Origin of the sequence: Niallia sp. FSL R7-0648 (genome assembly GCF_038007005.1) — a bacterium.
GTDB lineage: Bacteria > Bacillota > Bacilli > Bacillales > Cytobacillaceae > Niallia > Niallia circulans.
This window is the reverse complement of record NZ_JBBOWE010000001.1, coordinates 3,124,291-3,144,464: the sequence shown is the minus strand read 5'-3', so window position 1 is coordinate 3,144,464 and position 20,174 is coordinate 3,124,291. Positions and strand designations below refer to the sequence as shown.

Annotated in this window: 17 protein-coding genes; 12 read left to right on the top strand and 5 right to left on the bottom strand. The window is 34.9% G+C overall.

From position 1 onward, the window contains the following. Positions 1–47: 47 nt before the first annotated feature. The 4 genes from helD (at position 48) to argH (ending at position 5,790) form a co-directional block, all read left to right on the top strand. Positions 48–2,369, top strand: coding sequence for an RNA polymerase recycling motor HelD (gene helD / locus NSQ89_RS15475; RefSeq protein ID WP_341132890.1), 2,322 nt, complete (start codon positions 48–50; stop codon positions 2,367–2,369). After that, a complete protein-coding gene (locus NSQ89_RS15470) occupies positions 2,362–2,868 on the top strand; it encodes a MogA/MoaB family molybdenum cofactor biosynthesis protein (RefSeq protein WP_341132889.1) in 507 nt (168 codons plus the stop codon). Before helD ends, NSQ89_RS15470 begins: the two co-directional genes overlap by 8 nt. 325 nt (positions 2,869–3,193) lie before the next feature. After that, positions 3,194–4,402, top strand: coding sequence for an argininosuccinate synthase (locus tag NSQ89_RS15465; RefSeq protein WP_047941848.1), 1,209 nt, complete (start codon positions 3,194–3,196; stop codon positions 4,400–4,402). Then, positions 4,399–5,790 carry an argininosuccinate lyase gene (argH, locus tag NSQ89_RS15460; protein WP_061798734.1) on the top strand — a complete coding sequence of 464 codons (1,392 nt, stop codon included), beginning with the start codon at positions 4,399–4,401 and terminating at the stop codon, positions 5,788–5,790. Before NSQ89_RS15465 ends, argH begins: the two co-directional genes overlap by 4 nt. 67 nt (positions 5,791–5,857) lie before the next feature. Here argH and NSQ89_RS15455 read toward each other — a convergent pair whose 3' ends face one another. Next, the gene (locus NSQ89_RS15455) at positions 5,858–6,304 is read right to left on the bottom strand and encodes a universal stress protein (RefSeq protein WP_047941850.1); all 447 of its coding nucleotides are present in this window, start codon (positions 6,302–6,304) and stop codon (positions 5,858–5,860) included. Between the two features lie 109 nt (positions 6,305–6,413). On the opposite strand from NSQ89_RS15455, the gene NSQ89_RS15450 reads away from it, so the two are divergent. Beyond that, positions 6,414–6,560 carry a hypothetical protein gene (locus tag NSQ89_RS15450; protein WP_156485418.1) on the top strand — a complete coding sequence of 49 codons (147 nt, stop codon included), beginning with the start codon at positions 6,414–6,416 and terminating at the stop codon, positions 6,558–6,560. Positions 6,561–6,814: 254 nt separating this feature from the next. Here NSQ89_RS15450 and NSQ89_RS15445 read toward each other — a convergent pair whose 3' ends face one another. Then, positions 6,815–7,426 (bottom strand): cupin domain-containing protein, encoded by a 612-nt coding sequence (locus NSQ89_RS15445; RefSeq protein ID WP_047941851.1) that lies wholly within the window; start codon positions 7,424–7,426, stop codon positions 6,815–6,817. Positions 7,427–7,686: 260 nt separating this feature from the next. Then, the gene (locus NSQ89_RS15440) at positions 7,687–8,787 is read right to left on the bottom strand and encodes a M24 family metallopeptidase (protein ID WP_341132888.1); all 1,101 of its coding nucleotides are present in this window, start codon (positions 8,785–8,787) and stop codon (positions 7,687–7,689) included. 228 nt (positions 8,788–9,015) lie between these two features. Here NSQ89_RS15440 and NSQ89_RS15435 point away from each other — a divergent pair, with 228 nt between their 5' ends. The 3 genes from NSQ89_RS15435 (at position 9,016) to NSQ89_RS15425 (ending at position 12,089) form a co-directional block, all read left to right on the top strand. Then, on the top strand, positions 9,016–9,261 hold the full coding sequence (locus NSQ89_RS15435) for a hypothetical protein (RefSeq protein ID WP_047941852.1): 246 nt from the start codon (positions 9,016–9,018) through the stop codon (positions 9,259–9,261). Positions 9,262–9,821: 560 nt separating this feature from the next. After that, the gene (locus NSQ89_RS15430) at positions 9,822–11,141 is read left to right on the top strand and encodes a CBS domain-containing protein (RefSeq protein WP_047941853.1); all 1,320 of its coding nucleotides are present in this window, start codon (positions 9,822–9,824) and stop codon (positions 11,139–11,141) included. A gap of 15 nt (positions 11,142–11,156) precedes the next feature. Continuing rightward, positions 11,157–12,089: a DHH family phosphoesterase gene (locus tag NSQ89_RS15425; protein WP_341132887.1), complete on the top strand. Its 933-nt coding sequence runs from the start codon at positions 11,157–11,159 to the stop codon at positions 12,087–12,089. Positions 12,090–12,170: 81 nt separating this feature from the next. On the opposite strand, the gene ytrI is transcribed toward NSQ89_RS15425, so the two are convergent. Both ytrI and NSQ89_RS15415 read right to left on the bottom strand, forming a co-directional pair. Next, positions 12,171–12,680, bottom strand: coding sequence for a sporulation membrane protein YtrI (ytrI, locus tag NSQ89_RS15420; RefSeq protein ID WP_047941855.1), 510 nt, complete (start codon positions 12,678–12,680; stop codon positions 12,171–12,173). After that, positions 12,681–13,013 carry a YtrH family sporulation protein gene (locus NSQ89_RS15415; protein ID WP_016202788.1) on the bottom strand — a complete coding sequence of 111 codons (333 nt, stop codon included), beginning with the start codon at positions 13,011–13,013 and terminating at the stop codon, positions 12,681–12,683. 460 nt (positions 13,014–13,473) lie between these two features. On the opposite strand from NSQ89_RS15415, the gene dnaE reads away from it, so the two are divergent. The 4 genes from dnaE to accA all read left to right on the top strand — a co-directional run bounded on the left by dnaE (position 13,474) and on the right by accA (position 19,500). Further along, complete coding sequence (dnaE, locus tag NSQ89_RS15410) at positions 13,474–16,836, top strand: DNA polymerase III subunit alpha (protein ID WP_341132886.1); 3,363 nt, start codon at positions 13,474–13,476, stop codon at positions 16,834–16,836. Between the two features lie 157 nt (positions 16,837–16,993). After that, a complete protein-coding gene (locus NSQ89_RS15405; RefSeq protein WP_341132885.1) occupies positions 16,994–17,614 on the top strand; it encodes a FadR/GntR family transcriptional regulator in 621 nt (206 codons plus the stop codon). Positions 17,615–17,683: 69 nt separating this feature from the next. Next, positions 17,684–18,553 carry an acetyl-CoA carboxylase, carboxyltransferase subunit beta gene (gene accD / locus NSQ89_RS15400; RefSeq protein ID WP_047941858.1) on the top strand — a complete coding sequence of 290 codons (870 nt, stop codon included), beginning with the start codon at positions 17,684–17,686 and terminating at the stop codon, positions 18,551–18,553. Continuing rightward, on the top strand, positions 18,547–19,500 hold the full coding sequence (gene accA, locus NSQ89_RS15395) for an acetyl-CoA carboxylase carboxyl transferase subunit alpha (protein ID WP_047941859.1): 954 nt from the start codon (positions 18,547–18,549) through the stop codon (positions 19,498–19,500). Before accD ends, accA begins: the two co-directional genes overlap by 7 nt. Positions 19,501–20,174: the final 674 nt, after the last annotated feature.

The window sequence follows — 20,174 nt, the reverse complement described above, 5'->3', positions numbered from 1 at the left end:
AAAAGGTGCGGATGGAAGTTTTCTTATAAATGGAGAAAGGGGAAACTATGGAAGACTTTTCATTAGACGAATGGGAACAGGAAAGGAAAAGACTTGAATATACGAAAAATTATATGAATATTGTTTTGCAGGAGGCGCAGATCAATCAAGGGACATTACAGGAAAATGTGCGAGAATCCATAAGCAATGAAGAGGCGCTTGACAGTAGTTTGAGTTATATCAACTATTTAACGAATAGTAAGTTTTTACAGCTTGCAACAACCGAGTTAAGTATTTTAAAACGTATTTTAGATACTCCCTATTTTGCGCGGATTGATTATCAAATGAAAGGGAAATCCCAAAAGAATGTCTATTATTTAGGAAAAACTTCGCTTTTTGAAAAGGACACACAAAAACCAATAATTGTAGACTGGCGTTCACCAATTGCAAATGTCTATTACGATGGACGATTGGGCGAAGTTTCATACGAAGTGAATGAAGAAACGATTGAAGGGCATTTATCATTAAAAAGACAATTTAAAATTGAAAAAGGAGAGCTCCTTCATTATCAGGATATTGATTTAACTACAACAGATGAATTATTGCAGCAATCTCTTGCTGGAAAAGCAGACCAGCGACTAACAGAGATCATTTCAACTATTCAAGCTGAACAAAATGAAATAATTCGAGCAGATCTAAATCGGCCAATCATTGTCCAAGGAGCGGCCGGAAGTGTAAAGACCACAATTGCTTTACACCGAATATCCTATTTTATCTATAACTATGCAAAATATTTTCAGCCTGAGCAATTAATGATTATTGCGCCTAATAATATGTTTATCGGTTATATTGCACAAGCGCTGCCTGATTTGGGAGTAGAGAAGATTCGTCAAACGACATTCCTAGATTATGTTTTACTATGCATTGGAAAGAAAATGAAAGTAATTCAGTCAAATAAGAAATTACTAACATTTATAAATCATAAGAACAAACAAGAAGAACTGGTTAAGTGGCTTTCCCGTTATAAAGGATCTTTAGAATATAAAAAGGTAATGGATAAATATTTAGTGGATATATGTAATGAAATGAGTCCAAAAGAAGATTTTCGGGTAGAAAAATTCCCGTTATATGGAGCAAAGAAACTGGAGCGTTTATTTAAGAAGGAATACGATTATCTTCCCTTAATCAAACGGAAGGAGAAAATAAAGGGAATCTTACAAGCTGATTTAAAACGGAAAAAGAAAATAATTTTAAGTAAGTTGGAAGATAAGTATGAAGATGCATTAGATCGTGCCTTAAAGATAAAAGAAGATTCAAAGCGGAAAGAGAAAGTTGTCTATTTTCTAGACACGAAGGCAGAAAGAATAGCAACTGTAAAGAAAGAAGCTTCAACTGCTGTTAGAAGATATATGAAGACAATGGAGACAACCGATTTATATGAGTATTATTCCAGATTATTTGCGGATAAGGAGCTCCTTAGAAAATATACGGAAGATTCGCTAACAGAAAAGCAATTAGATTATTTGATTGCCTTCCAGCGAAAGATATTAAAACAAAAGAAAGTGGAAATCGAGGACTTAGGGGCATTATTTTATTTGCAGTATAAAATATTTGGCATAGATAAAGAATATCGAGCGAAGAATATTGTCATTGATGAAGTGCAGGATTATAGCGAATTTCAGCTATATGCCTTAAAAGCAGGACTAGAAACAGATATGTTTACCCTTGTTGGAGATTTAGCACAAGGGATTCACTCCTATCGGGGATTACAGAACTGGCAGACATTACGGCAAACTATTTTTCCGCGCGCGAATTATATGACCTTGCAAAAAAGCTACCGGACTACGATTGAAATTATGTTTTTGGCAAATGAAATTTTGCATTTAGTCAATGAAGATTTGCCCAAAGTGAAACCAGTTGTCCGCCATGGAGAAAAACCGACTGTTCATTTATATGAGCAAAAACAAGAATTGATTGACAGAATGATTCAAGTAGCAGATCGACTGCATAATGACGGTTATCACTCCATTGCTATTATTGGTAAAACAGAGGAAGAATGTAGAGCAATATTGAAAGAGATGCAAAAAAGAAAAGTGCCTAATGTCCAATTTCTTCAAGAAAATGAAGAGCTTGAAAAGAAATATTTAATTATTGTACCAAGCTACCTTTCCAAGGGACTGGAATTTGACGCAGTTCTTCTTTTTACGTTAAATGAGTCTTTTTCCCAAGAAGAAATAGATTTAAAGCTTTTATATGTTGCAATGACAAGACCAATGCATCGTCTTCATTTATTTACACGCGACAAAGCCTCGTTATTATTGGATAAGGCACATAAAGCATATTTTACAGTGGAGAAAGAAAACGAGCGAAAGAGTGGGGAATATGAATAAACAAATCCATACGAAGCATCAATACTTACAGGTTGGCTGTAAAGTGATAACCGTTAGTGATACAAGATCTGAGGAAAATGATAAAAGCGGTAAATTGATGATTGATCTGTTAGAACAGGAAAACCATTCTATACGAAAGTATGTCATCGTAAGGGATGAGAAAGAACAAATTGTACACGAAATAATGACGGGGGTACAATCAGCTGAAATTAATTGTATTCTCTTAAATGGAGGGACAGGAATTTCACCCAGGGATATTACCATCGAAGCCATTAAACCTCTCCTAACAAAAGAATTAGATGGATTTGGAGAACTGTTTCGAATGTTAAGCTATACAGAAGATATAGGCTCTAGTGCTATATTATCAAGAGCGATTGCTGGAACGATTAATAATACGGTCATTTTTTGTACTCCAGGATCTACAGGTGCTGTACGGCTTGCGATGAACAAATTAATCCTTCCTGAATTAAGTCATGTTGTCAGCGAATTGCATAAATAATAATAAAAAGGTCAATAACTTTTCAAGTAAAGAAAAGGGTTGACCTATTTTTATATATAAAAATAGAATTTATCTACTAATGAAATGTATAAAATAATGCATAAAAGATTAAGTTTACTTTTATAGATACAAATAATTAGTTTATTAATAGGATGTATACTGAGACTTCCTATCTTTTTGTGTGTATAAAAATAAAATTATTTAAATTTTTATAAAAATTCTATTGAAATTATTAGGGAAAGTTGTTAAAGTGATACATATAGTTTTTTTTTGAATAAAAATATAAATAAATGAATATTTATTCGCATATAGGAGGAATTAGGTAATGGCAAATCCAAAAGTAGTCTTAGCATATTCAGGAGGATTAGATACATCTGTAGCAATAAAATGGTTACAGGATCAAGGTTATGATGTAGTAGCTTGCTGCTTAGATGTTGGTGAAGGAAAGGATTTGAACTTTATACAACAAAAAGCACTTTCGGTTGGTGCAGTTCAATCTTATGTCATCGATGCAAAAGAAGAATTCGCACAGGATTTTGCACTTACTGCTATGCAGGCACATACCCTTTATGAAGGAAAGTATCCCCTTGTTTCTGCATTATCAAGACCTTTAATTTCCAAAAAATTAGTAGAAGTTGCAGAAAAAGAAAATGCTGTTGCGGTCGCACATGGATGTACGGGAAAAGGAAATGACCAAGTGCGTTTTGAAGTATCTATCCAAGCATTAAATCCTAATTTAAAAGTATTAGCACCAGTCCGTGAGTGGGGATGGTCTCGTGAAGAAGAAATTGCTTATGCAAAAGAAAAAAATATTCCCATCCCGGTTAACTTGGATAGTCCATTTTCTATAGACCAAAATCTATGGGGAAGAAGCAATGAATGTGGAATTTTAGAAGATCCTTGGGCTGCCCCTCCAGAAGAAGCGTATGACTTAACGGTAAGTCTCGAAAATGCTCCTGATCAAGCAGATATTATTGAAATTGAATTTAAGGAAGGTGTCCCTGTCAGCATAGATGGTATTACTTATTCTTTATCTGCGCTAATTCTTGAGTTAAATAAGATCGCTGGAAAACATGGTGTGGGTAGAATCGATCATGTAGAAAATAGATTAGTAGGAATTAAATCAAGAGAAGTGTATGAATGTCCAGGTGCTTTAACATTGATGAAAGCACATAAAGAATTAGAAGATATTACGCTTGTAAAAGAAGTAGCTCATTTTAAACCAGTTATCGAAAAGAAAATCACAGAAGTTATTTATGAGGGACTTTGGTTCTCTCCAATTACAAAAGCATTGCAAGCTTTCTTGCAAGAAACCCAGAAAAACGTGACAGGAACGGTTCGCGTGAAACTATTTAAAGGGCATGCGATTGTAGAAGGAAGAAAATCACCGTATTCTTTATATGATGAAAAACTTGCTACGTATACTTCCGACGATGAGTTTGATCATGCAGCAGCGGTTGGCTTCATTAAACTTTGGGGACTTCCTACAAAGGTTCAAAGCATTGTGGAAAACGACAAGAAGGTGTCTGTGTGAAGAAGTTATGGGGAGGCAGATTTACAAAATCTGCCGAGGAATGGGTAGATGAATTTGGGGCGTCCATTTCCTTTGATCAAGAACTAGTGTTAGAAGATATAGAAGGGAGCATTGCCCATGTGGAAATGCTCTCTAAGACAGGGATATTGTCAGTAGCAGAGGCAGAGAAAATCAAAAATGGATTACTTACTCTAAAAAAGCAAGCAGAAAAGGATGAATTATCTTTTTCTGTAAAACTAGAAGATATCCATCTTAATTTAGAAAGTAAATTAACGGATTTAATTGGTCCTGTAGGTGGGAAGCTCCATACTGGTAGAAGTAGAAATGATCAGGTTGCAACAGATATGCATCTTTACCTGCGAAAACAAGTGAAACAAATTATCCAATTATTGAATGAGCTGCAAAGCTCGTTGCTGGAAAAGGCAGAGCATCATATTGAAACAGTAATGCCTGGTTATACACATCTTCAGCGTGCCCAGCCTATCTCTTTTGCGCATCATTTAATGGCGTATTTCTGGATGTTTGAAAGAGACAAACAGCGATATCAGGAAAATGTAACGAGAATTAATGTATCACCACTAGGTGCAGGTGCTTTAGCAGGAACAACCTTTCCTATTGATCGTTCCTATAGTGCTGACTTACTTGGCTTTGATTCCATTTATGAAAATAGTATGGATGCAGTAAGCGATCGTGACTTTATTCTAGAATTTCTATCGACTAGTTCTATTTTAATGATGCATCTATCGCGCTTTAGTGAAGAAATTATTCTTTGGTCTTCTCAAGAATTTAAATTTATTGAATTAGACGATAGTTTTTCCACGGGAAGCAGCATTATGCCCCAAAAGAAAAATCCAGATATGGCTGAATTAATCCGAGGAAAAACCGGACGGGTTTATGGAAATTTAATGGGCTTGTTAACTGTATTGAAAGGTTTGCCTTTAGCATACAATAAAGATATGCAGGAAGATAAAGAAGGGATGTTTGATACCGTAAAAACGGTGGTTGGCTCTTTGCGCATTTTTGCTGGTATGATTCAAACAATGAAGGTTAATGAGCAAGGAATGGAAAATGCCACGAAAAATGACTTTTCTAATGCTACAGAATTAGCTGATTATTTATCAGAAAAAGGGATGCCATTCAGAGAGGCACATGAAGTAGTAGGGAAATTGGTTCTATACTGTGTGAATAAAAAATGTTATTTGCAGGATTTAAGTATTACAGAACTACAAGCGGCGAGCAGCTTATTTGAACAGGATATCTACCATGTATTGAATCCCAGAACGGCAGTTGAAAGACGAAATAGTGCTGGCGGAACTGGATTTACCCAAATAAAGCAGGCGATTGAAAAAGCAAAGCTTTGCGTTTTGGAAAAAGAAGAAGTGAAGTAAAAGAAGAAAATTCTATTATTTGATTGCAAACACTGCTTTCAATAATAGAATTTTCTTCTTTTTATTTCTATTGATCACTGCTTCTAACAATTAAAACATCACAAGGAGCATTTCTGGTAATTCCTTCAGAGACACTGCCGATAATAAATCTCTCAACGGCATTTAAACCTGTCGCTCCACACACAATTAAATCAGCTTTGTACTTTGTCGCAATTTCTCGAGGAACTACTGCTCTTGGAGAACCGAATTCAATTGCCTTTACAACATTCTCAATTCCTGCTGCAGTTGCTTGAACAATATATTTATCTAAGAGCTCATTTGCGAATTCATCTGATTTAGCTGCAATGGATTGATCGTACGCAGCTACTGTTGCAAAAGATCTCGTATCAATAACATGGGCAATGACAAGTCTAGCATTATTTTCTTTTGCGATTGAAATCGCTTTCTTTATAGCGTTATCAGCCTCGTCAGAACCATCTACTGCCACAATAATGTTTTGATAGTTTACGTTCATAAGCATTCACTCCTTAAGTTTATCTACTTCTATTATATACCCAATTCATGCATAAGTTTAACTTTTCAATCAAATAATAGGGGGAAAAATAAGAAAGGAAGGAATAGAGATGCACAAACAAAATGAAAGTATACAGAATGATTTTCAATTTGATGAAAAAGGAAGCGAAGAAGTAACTGCCCAAGTGATGGAATCCTATAACGACGGTGCGGTTGATGCCTTCTTGGATAAAGAGCAGAAACAAATAAAGGACTAAACAAAAAAGACTGTAGGAAGAGCCTGAGCCTTAAATGATAGGCGAATAATAACTAATTCCACCTATCATTTAAGATAAACTAGTTTTAAGTTACTATGACCTGCGGCTGAATGGAGGAGGCTGAACCTCCCTCAACGCTCTCCTGGTGGAAAGCAATATATACCATTCAGCCTGTGAGTACTGTTGCAAAACAAATCGTCCTTTTTAAATAAATAACTGCCCTAATTTTTAATCCATCATCTGCACTCAACTTGTTAGTAATTTCTTGGAATGTAGTAAGGCTGGTAGATAGGCTGAGGATAAGGGGCGTCTGCATAATAATTTTGACTAGAACTATTTCTACTAATCACTGGGCCAAGAATTGTTGTTTTATTAATGGGAGAGATGGTGGATTTCCACTTATGAAGATCCAATGAATAAGTATGTGCCATTAAGTCTGGAGGAGTTAGACGAAGTAAATCAGAGCCAAAGATTGCTTCAGGTGTAGGTGCATTGAATATAGCTAATAAATGTGTCTTATTTGTATTTGCGATTTCATAATGCCACCAGCCTTGGGGAACATTAGCTACTTGGCCAGGCGTAATGGTATAGTTTAGGATTTTTTTTGTAAAAGGATTTAATAGTGAAACAGTAGCAGAACCGGAAATGCAGTATACGAGCTCTGCCGCATTTTGGTGAATATGTGGTTCAACTACAATATCTCTGCTTAAATAGATATCTAGCAATGACACATTCTCTAACGAATTTAACTGTTGTTCTCCTAAAACATTAATATAGTTATGACTATCTCTTGTGAAAAAATTACTTTTATTTACATCAAAATGGTATTGGATTTTTGGATCTGTATAATCTACATATTTAACCATTCTCTTCTCCCCCATTTATTCCTTTTTAAGTTTAGGTATCTTATGTAAAATATAAATTTAGGTGCAAGTACATTAAAAGAGAAGATAATAGATTCGTTTTTTTGGGGGCATGAGTATTTCATTCACATATAAACCCCAACGATTATACGGAGATGCTAGGGGAAACTCCGAATTATCGTTGGGGTTATTTAGAAAACAGGTTTGTGGTTAACATCCGCATGACAGATATTAAAAAACAGGCGGATTTTCTTGTTTACCATTTATTGAATAATTTGAAGCTCTTTCGGAAATTTAGTTAAAATCTCCACTCCATCTTTTGTAACATAAACATCATCTTCTATCCGAACTCCTGCAACATTCGGTACATAAATTCCCGGCTCGATTGTATATACCATACCTTCTTGTAAAACTAGGGAATTTGTTTCAGTTAAGGAAGGGAATTCATGAACACTAATCCCTAATCCATGCCCTAAACGGTGAGGGAAAAACTCGCCATAACCTGCTTCTCTTATTGTGTTTCGAGCAGCTAGATCAACAGTAGCACAAGAAACGCCTGGCTTAGAGGCTTTAATCGCTGTAAGCTGAGCTTTTAAAACTGTATCATAAATATCCTTTTGCTTATCATTAATGTCGCCAAATGCCACTGTTCTGGTTATATCGGAACAATATCCATCAACAACAACCCCTAAGTCAAATAATACTAGGTCTCCTTTTTTGATTTTTGTCTCTCCTGGATTACCATGAGGGGAAGCGCCGTTCACACCAGTTAAAACCATGGTTGAAAAGGACATCTTACCAATTCCTTTTTTCTTCAATTCATATTCAATTGCAGCTAGAATTTCCATTTCAGATTTGCCTTCTGCTATTTCATTACAGCCTACTTCTATAGCGAAATCAGCCCATTTACAAGCTTCTTTTATCTTAGCTAATTCATCTGATGTTTTTATCATGCGCAAAGTATTAATTTTTTCTTCTGCTGAAACATATCCTTCAATGTTTGGAAATGACGTTTGAAGTGCCTGATATCTTGCCACATTCATGTGATCTATTTCAAGAGCTACTTTTGTTGTACGGTTTGTACGGCTTTGAACCATACTTTGAATAGCCTCCCATGGATTTTCTGTATCACTATAGCCGATGATATCATAGCTCCACCCGGCATTTTTAGCATCATTTGTTTCCATTGCAGGACAAACTAATATCGGATCGTTTTCTGGGAAGACAATCAAAGCCAATAATCTTTCATGTGGATCACTATAGAATCCGCTAAAATAGAAAATATTATCTGTAGAAGTTAAAAAAGTGAAATCAATTTCTTCCTGCTTCATCCAATTTGCTAGAGACGCTATTTTTTTTTTCAATTCAACCTACCTCCAAGTGTTTCTTAACAAGTCTATACTTTTTTCCATTTCCTTATATTGTAGGACCAGTTAAATATTATTCTTATCCTATAAGATTATCAACATAAGTCGTGTATGTAAATATTTAGACTTACGAAACTTTCTGTGTGATCAGATGCTTTAGCTAATTTTTAAATACTTTTTTTGTCCTTGTCCGCATAGGATAGTATCAAGGAGGTTTTAGCGACTATGAATAAGAATAGATATTTACTATGTATATTATTATGTGGTGTCCTTTTATATTATGGAATGCCAAGACTTTCTCCCTTCAGTAACGGGGCTGAAGGAATATTTTCGGTTACATGGCTAGCCTTTGCCTTAATGGTAGTAGCGGGAAATTTAACTGCATTACTATATACCCCTAAAAAACCACGACCAGCCAAAAGGTCCTATAGTAAAGCACAGAAAAAGAAGAAAATCTATTATTACCAATAAGATGAAAAGAGGAGAGAGATAGAACTAAAACGAAAATCTATCTCCCGTTATCAATAAATAAGGGTCCGTATGCTGGTAAATGATTATGCGGGTCTTTATTGCCGATATCCGTATAATGTGGTTCGATTTATTTACGGCTGGAATTATTTTCTTCCAGCCCTTTTAGCATGTAATATTTTAATAAGAAATAAAGATGTCCACAAAAGACATACTCCACTCAAAAAACAAAATGACTGAATGTTTTAATGGCGATTAACAGAGAATTCATTGAATACCCTAGTAGTTCACTCTATAATAAAGATATACAAGCTTTTTTCAATAGATTTTTTACCTAGGGAAATCATAGATATTAAAGAAGGCAGCTTTAAATGAAAGAAATTAATAGTTAGCCGAAAACTATTGAAACATAGATGGATAAATTGTAATAAATAGAAATAAATGGTATGAAAATGTCTAGTACAGGCAGTTTTCGCATAGAACAAACGAGAGAGTTTAACCAATAGAATTTTCTAAGTTTGTCTGCGAGAAGCAGTGTGCTTTTCTTAAAAGAGGGTGGTAATTTGGCTACAAAACATGAGCAAATATTAAATTATATTGATGAATTACAAGTAGGAGAAAAGATTTCTGTTCGACAAATTGCGAAAGCATTAAATGTAAGTGAAGGAACAGCTTATAGAGCGATAAAAGAAGCAGAGAATAAAGGGTATGTAAGTACCATTGAAAGAGTTGGTACAATTAGAATTGAACGAAAGAAGAAAGAAAATATTGAGAAGTTAACCTATGCAGAAGTAGTTAATATTGTGGATGGACAAGTTCTTGGTGGGAGAGCTGGTTTACATAAAACCTTAAATCGTTTTGTTATTGGGGCAATGAAATTAGATGCAATGATGCGTTATACAGGTCCTGGAAATCTCTTGATTATAGGGAACCGTGTGCGGGCACATGAACATGTATTAAAAGCTGGTGCTGCGGTTTTAATTACAGGTGGCTTCGATACAGAGGAACATGTGAAACGTTTAGCAGACGATTTGCAGCTCCCGATTATTTCAACAAGCTATGATACATTTACTGTTGCAACGATGATAAACCGGGCAATCTATGATCAGCTCATAAAAAAAGAAATTGTTTTAGTAGAAGATATTTTAACACCGCTTAAAGAAACGATTTACTTAAAGACAACGGATGATGTTGCTTTGTGGCATAAATATAATAAAGAAACGTTACACGGTCGGTTCCCAGTAGTGGATCATAGTTTAAAAGTACAAGGGATGATTACATCAAAGGATATCATTGGAAAATCGATGGATATGACGATCGATAAAGTCATGACAAAACACCCAATGACGGTTAGTGGCAAAACAAGTGTTGCTTCTTGTTCGCATATGATGGTATGGGAAGGAATTGAAGTCTTGCCAGTTGTAGATGAAGCAAACAAGCTAGAAGGGATTATTAGTAGACAAGATGTATTAAAAGCGCTGCAAATGAACCAAAGACAGCCTCAAATTGGCGAAACGATTGATGATATTGTCACAAAGCATGTCTTGTTGACTAAAGGAAAAAACAAAGGGGAAACAGCCTTTTCCTGTGAAGTAACTCCGCAGATGACGAATCACTTAGGGACCATATCTTATGGGGTGTTTACAACGATTGTTTCCGAAGCGGCGAACAGAGTACTTAGAGGGTTTAAAAAAGGTGATTTAGTTGTCGAAAATATGACCATCTATTTTATCAAGCCAGTTCAAATGGATAGTGTTATTGAAATAGTTCCCAAAATTTTAGAAGTTGGACGAAAATTTGGGAAAGTCGATGTAGAAGTTTTTAACCACGGAGTACTTGTTGGAAAAGCGATGATGATGTGTCAATTAATCGATCGTCATTAATGAAAGGAGAAATAAATGAAACAGAAAATACTAGATGCGATAAGAGCCTTTAATACTATCATTATTCATAGACATGTCCGTCCAGATCCAGATGCATATGGATCGCAAGGTGGATTAGCAGAAATTATAAAAACTTCTTATCCCGATAAAAACGTCTATACGGTAGGAAAAGAAGAAGCTTCCTTAAACTTTTTACGAAGACTCGATGTCATTGATGACAGCACCTATGCTGATGCGCTGGTCATTGTATGTGATACAGCTAATCAAGAAAGAGTATGTGACCAGCGCTTTCTGACTGGGAAAATGCTAATAAAGATCGACCATCATCCAAATGATGATGCATATGGCGATATAGTTTGGGTAGAGACTGCAGCTAGTTCGACAAGTGAGTTGATCTATGAGTTTTATTTGTTTGGAGAAGATCAGGGGCTAAAGATGAGTGATGAGGCTGCAAGGCTGCTATATGCGGGAATTGTTGGAGATACTGGGAGATTTCTATATCCAAGTACATCGGAAAAAACATTTCTTTATGCCGGAGAATTAATCAAATATTCTTTTTCGCGCACAGAAATGTATGACCAAATGTATGAACTCGATCCCCATATTGTCAAGCTGAGTGGCTATGTTCTGCAAAATTTTCAAGTTCATGCAAATGGAGTAGCAAGTATGAAGCTCAATAAGGAAATATTAGCTCAATTTCAGGCAACTCCTGCAGAGGCATCGTTACTTGTTAGCAGTCTAGGGAGTGTAAAAGGTTTAAAAGCATGGGTCTTTTTTATTGAAGAAGCAGATCAAATTCGTGTAAGATTGCGTTCAAAAGGACCAGTTATTAATGGAATTGCAAAAAAATATAATGGTGGAGGACATCCAATGGCCTCAGGCGCAACCATTTATCAATGGGAGGATGCCTGTAAAGTAGTGAAGGATTTAGAAGCAGTTTGTAAATAAGGTAGTTTTCTTATGGCTTAATTATTCAACAAGAAAGAAAAAGGGTGCAATCCGTTACGTTATAATGGATTGCACCTCTTTTTAATCGCCAAAGGTGACTCTTAATTCGACATGAACCGTTGTATAAATAATCAACTCTGTTACTTTAAATTTATAACGCTTTTTATCGGAAACAACTACTTTGTTTTCAATCGACTTTTTTAACAGTGCGCGACTTTTATAGACCATATCGAGGTCTTTTGCAATAATGGTCGATAAATCTTCTTTAATGGCATCTTCCATTTCTAAGGCATTAAAGGGTTTAATATCATATTTTTCTTTATCTGTATTGTTTATCTTTACAACGATATCCTCCACTGTCAGCTTTTCTTCGGTCGTTTTATTTTGTGCAGCAAATTCCTCTTGCCATATTTTTTTCTCTCTTTCTAAATCCTCAATAGTTGCTTTTTGTGTTTTAATTTCCGAGCTATATCGTTCCTGCCATACACCGAAAATAAAGACAAAAATACACCAACTGATTACTCCACCGATAACCATTCCGGCAAAAAAACGTTGTACAGCCTGATTTTTATAATATGGTGGAATTCTCATTTATATATACTCCTGTGTAATCCACTTAATAATTGTAATGCCTGTATGAGCTCCTCCGAAAGCAGAAACGATTAATAAGATTTGTTTGAATAGGTCTTTTGTGCCAGCATCATAGATTCCTTTTTCAATCGTATCAATAGCATCAAAGGTCCCGCCAATCGCTGTAACAATCGCCCAAATTTTGATGATTCCAGAAATGCGTATGATTTCAGTAAGGAGTGGTTTTCCGGTTAGAAATGCAGCAAGTCCACCTAAAAGTGCGCCTCCTAAAATAACCCCTAAGGCAATAAAGTAGCTTTCGATGAAGGTAGGGAAGAATGGTTGTTGATTCATACGTTTACCTCTCTAACTTTTATTAGTTTTTGTTTCTAAGCAGGCAATAAATCAAATAGAATGAAGTCTTCTCCATAGAGCAAAATATTTATTCTCACGGTTGTATATTTTTCTCATATCTTGTAATCTTCTATTCTTCTTCTTATTATTATGGACAATCTATTGCATTTATGAATGAATTTAAAGGTCGATTATACAAGTGTTGAAGTTTCACGTCATTCCTTAATAAAGAGAACATATTTTCTTTTTTTGCTGTGAACATCTATAATGAAAGGAAAAAGTCTTTTATTTTGAGGCAAACTAATAAGATAGAATAACAATGATTGCTTTTTTAAGGGAATAGCCTTTAAAGTGGTAAAAAGGTTTGTAAATAAAGCAAAAATGACATCTTCTCTAGCATTTTTATATATTTTTTTGTTATAAGGAAAAAAATTTTTTAAGAAAAGTGGTGAATTAATTTATGTCTTTTATACATCTTCAAGTATCTAGTGCATATAGCCTTTTATCTAGCACGCTTTCGATAAAAGAGTTAGTTACAAATGCTAAAAAGCATGGCTATCGTTCTATTGCTTTAACAGATCGCAATGTGATGTATGGTGCAGCTTCTTTTTATAAAGAATCATTAAAGCAAGGGATAAAACCGATTATCGGACTAACAGTAGATGTAATAAGTGAATGGGAAGAAGATAATGTTTATCCATTGGTCTTATTAGCTAGAACTAGTCTAGGATTTAAAAATTTATTGAAAATTACGAGTGCTGTTCAAACAAAAAATCCACAGGGAATTCCTGTGAAATGGTTAAAGCATTATGCTAAAGGTCTCGTTGCAATCTCACCTGGATTTGAAGGGGAGATTGAACAAAATTTACTGAGGGATGATACGGAATCAGCAAGAAATACATTAATGCTATGGAAGTCCATTTTTGAACCTGGTCAATGCTTTTTATCTATTCAAAGACACGGCATTGCGGTGGAAGATGCACTAAATGAAAAGTTACTCAGATTAGCTTCTGAAGAAAAAGTCAAGCTGGTAGCAACAAATAATGTATTTTACCTGGAGGAGGAGGACCATTTTGCTTATGAATGCTTAAAGGCAATCAAAAATGGGGAGAAGCTTTCCGATATAGAGCAAGATGAATGGAGTTCTAATCAGCATTATCTAAAAAACAAAGAAGAAATGATCACATTATTCAATGATCAACCAGATATTCTGGAAAACACATGGAAGGTAGGAGAGTCTTGTCAGATTGAAATGAATGGCATACTTGCTACCTTACCTAAATATACTGTACCTGCAGGAAAAAATGCTCTTAGTTATTTAAGAGAATTATGTATGGCTGGTTTAAATGACAGATATTCTCATCCTTCTCCAGAACACACAGCACGGTTGGAATATGAATTGGACATCATTGGGAGAATGAATTATAGTGACTATTTCTTAATTGTTTGGGATTTTATGAAGTTTGCGCGAGAGAACGGAATTCTAACAGGTCCTGGAAGGGGGTCAGCTGCGGGATCAATCGTTGCCTATGTTTTACATATTACAGATATAGATCCTATTAAATATCAATTGCTTTTTGAAAGATTTTTAAATCCAGAGAGAATTTCCATGCCAGATATCGATATTGATTTTCCTGATAATAAGCGGGATAAAGTTATTTCATATGTGAAAAATAAATATGGAGAGCTGCATGTTGCGCAAATTATTACCTTTGGTACGCTTGCTGCTAAAGCAGCTTTGCGTGATGTTGGGCGAGCCTTTGGCTTATCTGTTAAAGAGTTGGATGAACTGTCAAGAATGATCCCATCTAAACTAGGTGTTAATCTCAAACAAAGCTATCAAGAATCCATCCGTTTGCAGCAATTTGTTGAATCATCTCCTCGAAATCAAAAACTATTTGATACTGCATGTAAAATCGAAGGGCTTCCAAGGCATACATCAACCCATGCTGCCGGCGTGGTTCTTAGTCAACAGCCCCTTGTTGATATTATTCCGATTCAAGGTGGTCATGACGATATTTATTTAACACAGTATAGCATGGAATATTTAGAGGAACTTGGCTTATTGAAAATGGATTTTCTTGGTTTAAGAAATCTTTCTTTTATTGAAGCTATTCTTGATATGCTTTATAAAGCAACAAAGAAAAGAATAGATATAAGAAAAATACCAATTGATGACCCAAATGTTTTCAAGCTATTAAGTAGAGGAGATACAACAGGGATCTTTCAATTAGAATCAGAAGGAATGCGCAATGTATTAAAGAGGTTACAGCCAACTAATTTTGAAGATATTGTAGCTGTTAATGCGCTTTACCGTCCTGGACCTATGGAGAATATACCGCATTACATCAATAGAAAACATGGCAAAGAATCGATAAACTATTATCATCCTGATTTAGAAGAGATACTAAAGAGCACCTATGGAGTGATTGTTTATCAAGAGCAAATTATGCAAATCGCTTCTAAAATGGCTGGGTTCTCACTAGGAGAGGCGGATTTGTTGAGACGAGCTGTGAGTAAGAAACAAAAGAAAATTCTGGAAAAAGAAAGAATTCATTTTGTAAAAGGAGCAGAAAGAAAAGGATATCATGAAAAAACAGCGAATGAAATATATGAGTTAATTGTGCGTTTTGCCAACTATGGTTTTAATAGAAGTCATGCAGTAGCATATAGTATGATTGCTTATCAGCTTGCCTATTTAAAAGCAAACTACCCCCTGTATTTTATGGCGGCACTATTAACATCTTCCCTTGGAAACACAGGGAAAATAATTCAGTATATTCAAGAGTTAAAACAGATGAATATTGAATTGACTCCGCCTTCTATTAATCAAAGTAATTACTTTTTCCGTGTAGAAAAGAATAAAATCCGTTATAGCTTAGCAGGCATAAAAGGTATTGGCGGAAATGTATTAAGAGAAATATTAAAGGCGAGAAGTCAGAAAAAATTTGAAGATTTGTTTGATTTTTGTATACGAGTTTCCCCGAAGACGGTTAACAGAAGAGTCTTGGAAATGCTTATTTATTCCGGAAGCTTCGATGAATTCGGAGTAGATCGTGCTATTTTGCTGGCATCTATTGATGTAGCCATACAGCACGCCCAATTAGTTCATCCAGAGGATGAAGAGCAAAATGATTTATTTAGTGAGGATGATTTCTTTTTTAAACCGAAATATGTAGAAGTAGAACCACTCAGAGTGGAAGATAAATTAGCTTTAGAAAAAGATGCCTTAGGATTTTACTTATCAGACCATCCTGTGTCTATCTATAAACCGTATCAAGCAACTTTGCAAACCATTGCTATTAATGGAATGGAAGTAGGAAAAAAACATAAAAGCATTGTCTATATAACAGAAATAAATATCATTCGCACTAAAAAAGGGGAGCCGATGGCATTTATCCAGCTGAGTGATCAGAGCGGAGAAATGCAAGGGGTTATATTTCCAACTATTTTTAAGAAATATCAAAGTCTGCTTAACTCGGGTGAAATCGTATATTTAGAAGGGAAATGTGAAGAAAGAAACGGCAGTAAACAATTTGTTATTCAATTAGTTGAATCGATGAGGACGATTGTCCAGTCACTTTCTAAAAAGGAACATAAGTTGTTTATTAAAGTGATGAATGAGAAGCATATGATGAACCAAAGATTAGAGTTACTGGCGGTTATGAGAAAATTCCCGGGAACTACTCCAGTTATTATTCATTATGAGGAAACAGGAAAAAACATCGTTTTAAACGAAGAATATAAAATTTCACCAAGTAAGGAATGTATCGTTGAATTATCTACTTTACTAGGTGCTAATCGCGTTTTCTTATCCGAATAAAACTTTACAACTTTAAAAAGTTGTTATATTGTTTAATAAGCTGACTGGTCAGACCACTTAGCCTAAATTTTTGGATTGGATATTTTGTACTTATACTTTATTTATTTTCTTATAACATTGCCAAAAAAGGCAAGAAAGAAGTGAGTGATGACATAAGGTGAATGAATCATCTTCAAAGGAATCCAAATTATATGTGGATATCGTGAATCATTTACGAGAAATGATTGATCAAAACGGCCTGAAACCAGGGGACAAGCTTCCCTCTGAACGAGTATTGAGTGAAACCCTGCATGCAGGCAGATCATCCATCAGGGAAGCTCTGAGAGCATTAGAGCTGCTTGGGTTGATTGAAACAAGAAAAGGGGAAGGAACCTTTCTTCGTGATTTTCAAGGTCATAAATTAGTAGAATTGATCAGTACTTTTATATTGCAGAATGATAAAGCAAAACAAGACGTTTTGGAAACAAAGAACTATATTCAATTAAATGCTCTATATATTGCCATGGAAAAAATTACAGAAGATGAATTGGCACATTTAACACAGTTGGTAAATGAACGAGAAATATCAGAAAGTGAGTTTTTCTTTCAAATCATTAAAATAGCTGATAATTTCTTGGTCCATCGTTTATGGACTATTTTAAATGACTATTATCATTCACTAACAATTCCTGCGAAAGAATGGAAGAGGGAGAATTACCTCCTTCTTTTAGATTCATTAAAAAAAAAGAATCAAATGCAATTATGGAGTGTATTTAGTAATTACAATAATTTTAACTGATTATTGGTGCTTGGAAATGATAGGAATCCGATTCAAATCTAAATTGTTACTTATGGGGAGGTTTCCATATTGATTAAGGGAATATTTTCGAAATCAAAAAAACTTAAGTATGCAACATTACCTTCAGAATTATCAAAGAATGAAGTTCCAGAAGGGATTATGACAAAATGTTCTAATTGTAAGAAAATAATGTATACACGTGAATTACAGAAGAATCATAAGGTTTGTTTAAACTGTGGGTATCATCTGCCTATGAAGGCTTATGAAAGAATGAATTGCATTTTGGATGAAGCAACTTTTGTTGAGCTAAATGCAGAAATGAGAACCGGAAATCCTTTGCAGTTTCCTGGTTATGAAGATAAAATTGCCGGCGATATTAAAAAAACGAATATGAATGAAGCTGTTGTTACAGGAACAGGCGAAATAAATGGCAGAAAAGTAGTAATAGCTGTAATGGATTCTTCTTTCCGGATGGGAAGTATGGGTTCAGTAGTTGGAGAAAAAATTACCCTCGCTGTCGAAAAGGCTGATGAGCTTTCGGTACCCTTTATAATTTTTACGGCTTCTGGTGGAGCAAGAATGCAAGAAGGCGTGCTAAGTCTTATGCAAATGGCGAAAACAAGTGTAGCATTAAAACGATTTAGCGATAATGGCGGTTTATATATTACCATTATGACCCACCCAACAACAGGAGGCGTTTCTGCAAGCTTTGCCTCACTTGGAGATTATAATTTTGCTGAACCAGGTGCATTAATTGGTTTTGCGGGACGTCGTATTATTGAACAAACGATAGGAGAAGAGCTTCCGGAGGACTTCCAAACGGCAGAGTTTTTACTAAAGCATGGTCAATTAGATGCGGTAATACCTAGATTAGAATTAAAAGAGAAGCTTAGCCTCGTGCTTGAAATGCATCAAACAGGTGGTGAATTAGAATGGTAGGATTAGATTTTGATAAACCAATTAATGAATTGAAAGATAAAATCCAAGAATTAAAAGACTTCTCGGAAAATGCAAATGTTGATTTAAGTACAGAGATTGAAAAATTAGAAATACGCTTAAAAAAATTGGAAAAAGATGTATACGATAATATGAAGCCTTGGGATCGAGTTCAAATTGCTAGACATCCAAATAGACCAACGACCCTTGACTATATTCCCCATTTGTTTACTGATTTTATCGAATTACATGGAGATAGAGGCTTTGGAGATGATGAGGCAATTGTAGGTGGAATTGCGAAATACAAAGGGTTACCAGTAACGATTGTCGGCCATCAAAGAGGAAAAGATACAAAGGAAAATATTCGCAGAAATTTTGGAATGCCTCATCCAGAAGGATATCGAAAAGCCCTGCGTCTAATGAAGCAAGCGGATAAGTTCAATCGTCCCATTATTTGTTTTATTGACACAAAAGGTGCATACCCTGGTAAAGCTGCAGAGGAAAGAGGACAAAGTGAAGCTATTGCCAAAAATTTATTTGAAATGGCATCGATGGAAGTCCCAATAGTCTGTATTGTAATTGGAGAAGGTGGTAGTGGTGGTGCTTTAGCACTTGGCGTTGGTAACCATATTCACATGCTAGAGAACTCCACATACTCAGTTATTACACCAGAAGGAGCCGCATCTATTTTATGGAAAGATGCTGGGCAGGCTAAACAAGCAGCTGAAAAAATGAGGATTACTGCACCTGACTTAAAAGAGTTAAGCATTATTGATTCCATCATTAAGGAAGTAAAAGGTGGAGCACACCATAATATAAAAGAACAAGCAGAACAAATTGATGAAGTATTATATGCATCTCTGAAAGAATTAAAAGGAATGACAAAGGAAGAACTTGTGAATAACCGCTATGCTAAGTTTAAAAATATGGGTGTCTATTTAAATCATTGATAAGAGTTTTTAAACGAGACTAAGAATAAATTTCCAAGCGAAGATAACCCCCCATAATTATGCGGAGATAGTAAAACTATTTCGTATGATTGTTGGGGGGGTTTTATTCATTTTTTATGCGTCAAAAGGTTTTAATTTCCCACCCAGTGCATCGTTTAATTATAACGTTATGGACGAGTTCTAATCTAAACACACATAATCAAATAGCGGAAAACGTTTGTCCGATCCAATTTGGGAAGTATTTTTGTTTTTTCTTCTTTTTTTATTGGTATGAAAATGCGGTAAGAAGGTAAAAATGTAGTTTGCAGAATAAAAAATGTTTATTTTATTTTAAAACTATTAACACTATTTTTATGATTTTTCTTTTCTGAATGCCAGTTAATAGGTTTAAAGTTTGCGATAAGGGGAAATAGCTACAAAATAGTGATAGATAAAACGTTTGCATTTTGCTGATTATTCCGTCTTTTATTTTTTTTTCATATTAAGTTGAGATACACGATTCTTCATGATATGGTAGAATTGTTTAATGGATAATTGGATAAATGTAAGATAAATTAATAGAGAAAAGCCAATTTCTTGATTAATTTACAAAAGTTAGCATTACATAAATTATATATGTAAATTTTGTGAAAAATGTTACAGACAAGTAATTTGTTATATAATAGTATATGTAT

What these genes read in the sequence shown, in the direction of transcription:
- helD (WP_341132890.1), top strand. Translation starts at nt 48, where the DNA reads ATGGAAGACTTTTCATTAGACGAATGGGAACAGGAAAGGAAAAGACTT.
- NSQ89_RS15470 (WP_341132889.1), top strand. Translation starts at nt 2,362, where the DNA reads ATGAATAAACAAATCCATACGAAGCATCAATACTTACAGGTTGGCTGT.
- NSQ89_RS15465 (WP_047941848.1), top strand. Translation starts at nt 3,194, where the DNA reads ATGGCAAATCCAAAAGTAGTCTTAGCATATTCAGGAGGATTAGATACA.
- NSQ89_RS15455 (WP_047941850.1), bottom strand. Translation starts at nt 6,304, where the DNA reads ATGAACGTAAACTATCAAAACATTATTGTGGCAGTAGATGGTTCTGAC.
- NSQ89_RS15450 (WP_156485418.1), top strand. Translation starts at nt 6,414, where the DNA reads ATGCACAAACAAAATGAAAGTATACAGAATGATTTTCAATTTGATGAA.
- NSQ89_RS15445 (WP_047941851.1), bottom strand. Translation starts at nt 7,426, where the DNA reads ATGGTTAAATATGTAGATTATACAGATCCAAAAATCCAATACCATTTT.
- NSQ89_RS15435 (WP_047941852.1), top strand. Translation starts at nt 9,016, where the DNA reads ATGAATAAGAATAGATATTTACTATGTATATTATTATGTGGTGTCCTT.
- NSQ89_RS15425 (WP_341132887.1), top strand. Translation starts at nt 11,157, where the DNA reads ATGAAACAGAAAATACTAGATGCGATAAGAGCCTTTAATACTATCATT.
- ytrI (WP_047941855.1), bottom strand. Translation starts at nt 12,680, where the DNA reads ATGAGAATTCCACCATATTATAAAAATCAGGCTGTACAACGTTTTTTT.
- NSQ89_RS15415 (WP_016202788.1), bottom strand. Translation starts at nt 13,013, where the DNA reads ATGAATCAACAACCATTCTTCCCTACCTTCATCGAAAGCTACTTTATT.
- dnaE (WP_341132886.1), top strand. Translation starts at nt 13,474, where the DNA reads ATGTCTTTTATACATCTTCAAGTATCTAGTGCATATAGCCTTTTATCT.
- accA (WP_047941859.1), top strand. Translation starts at nt 18,547, where the DNA reads ATGGTAGGATTAGATTTTGATAAACCAATTAATGAATTGAAAGATAAA.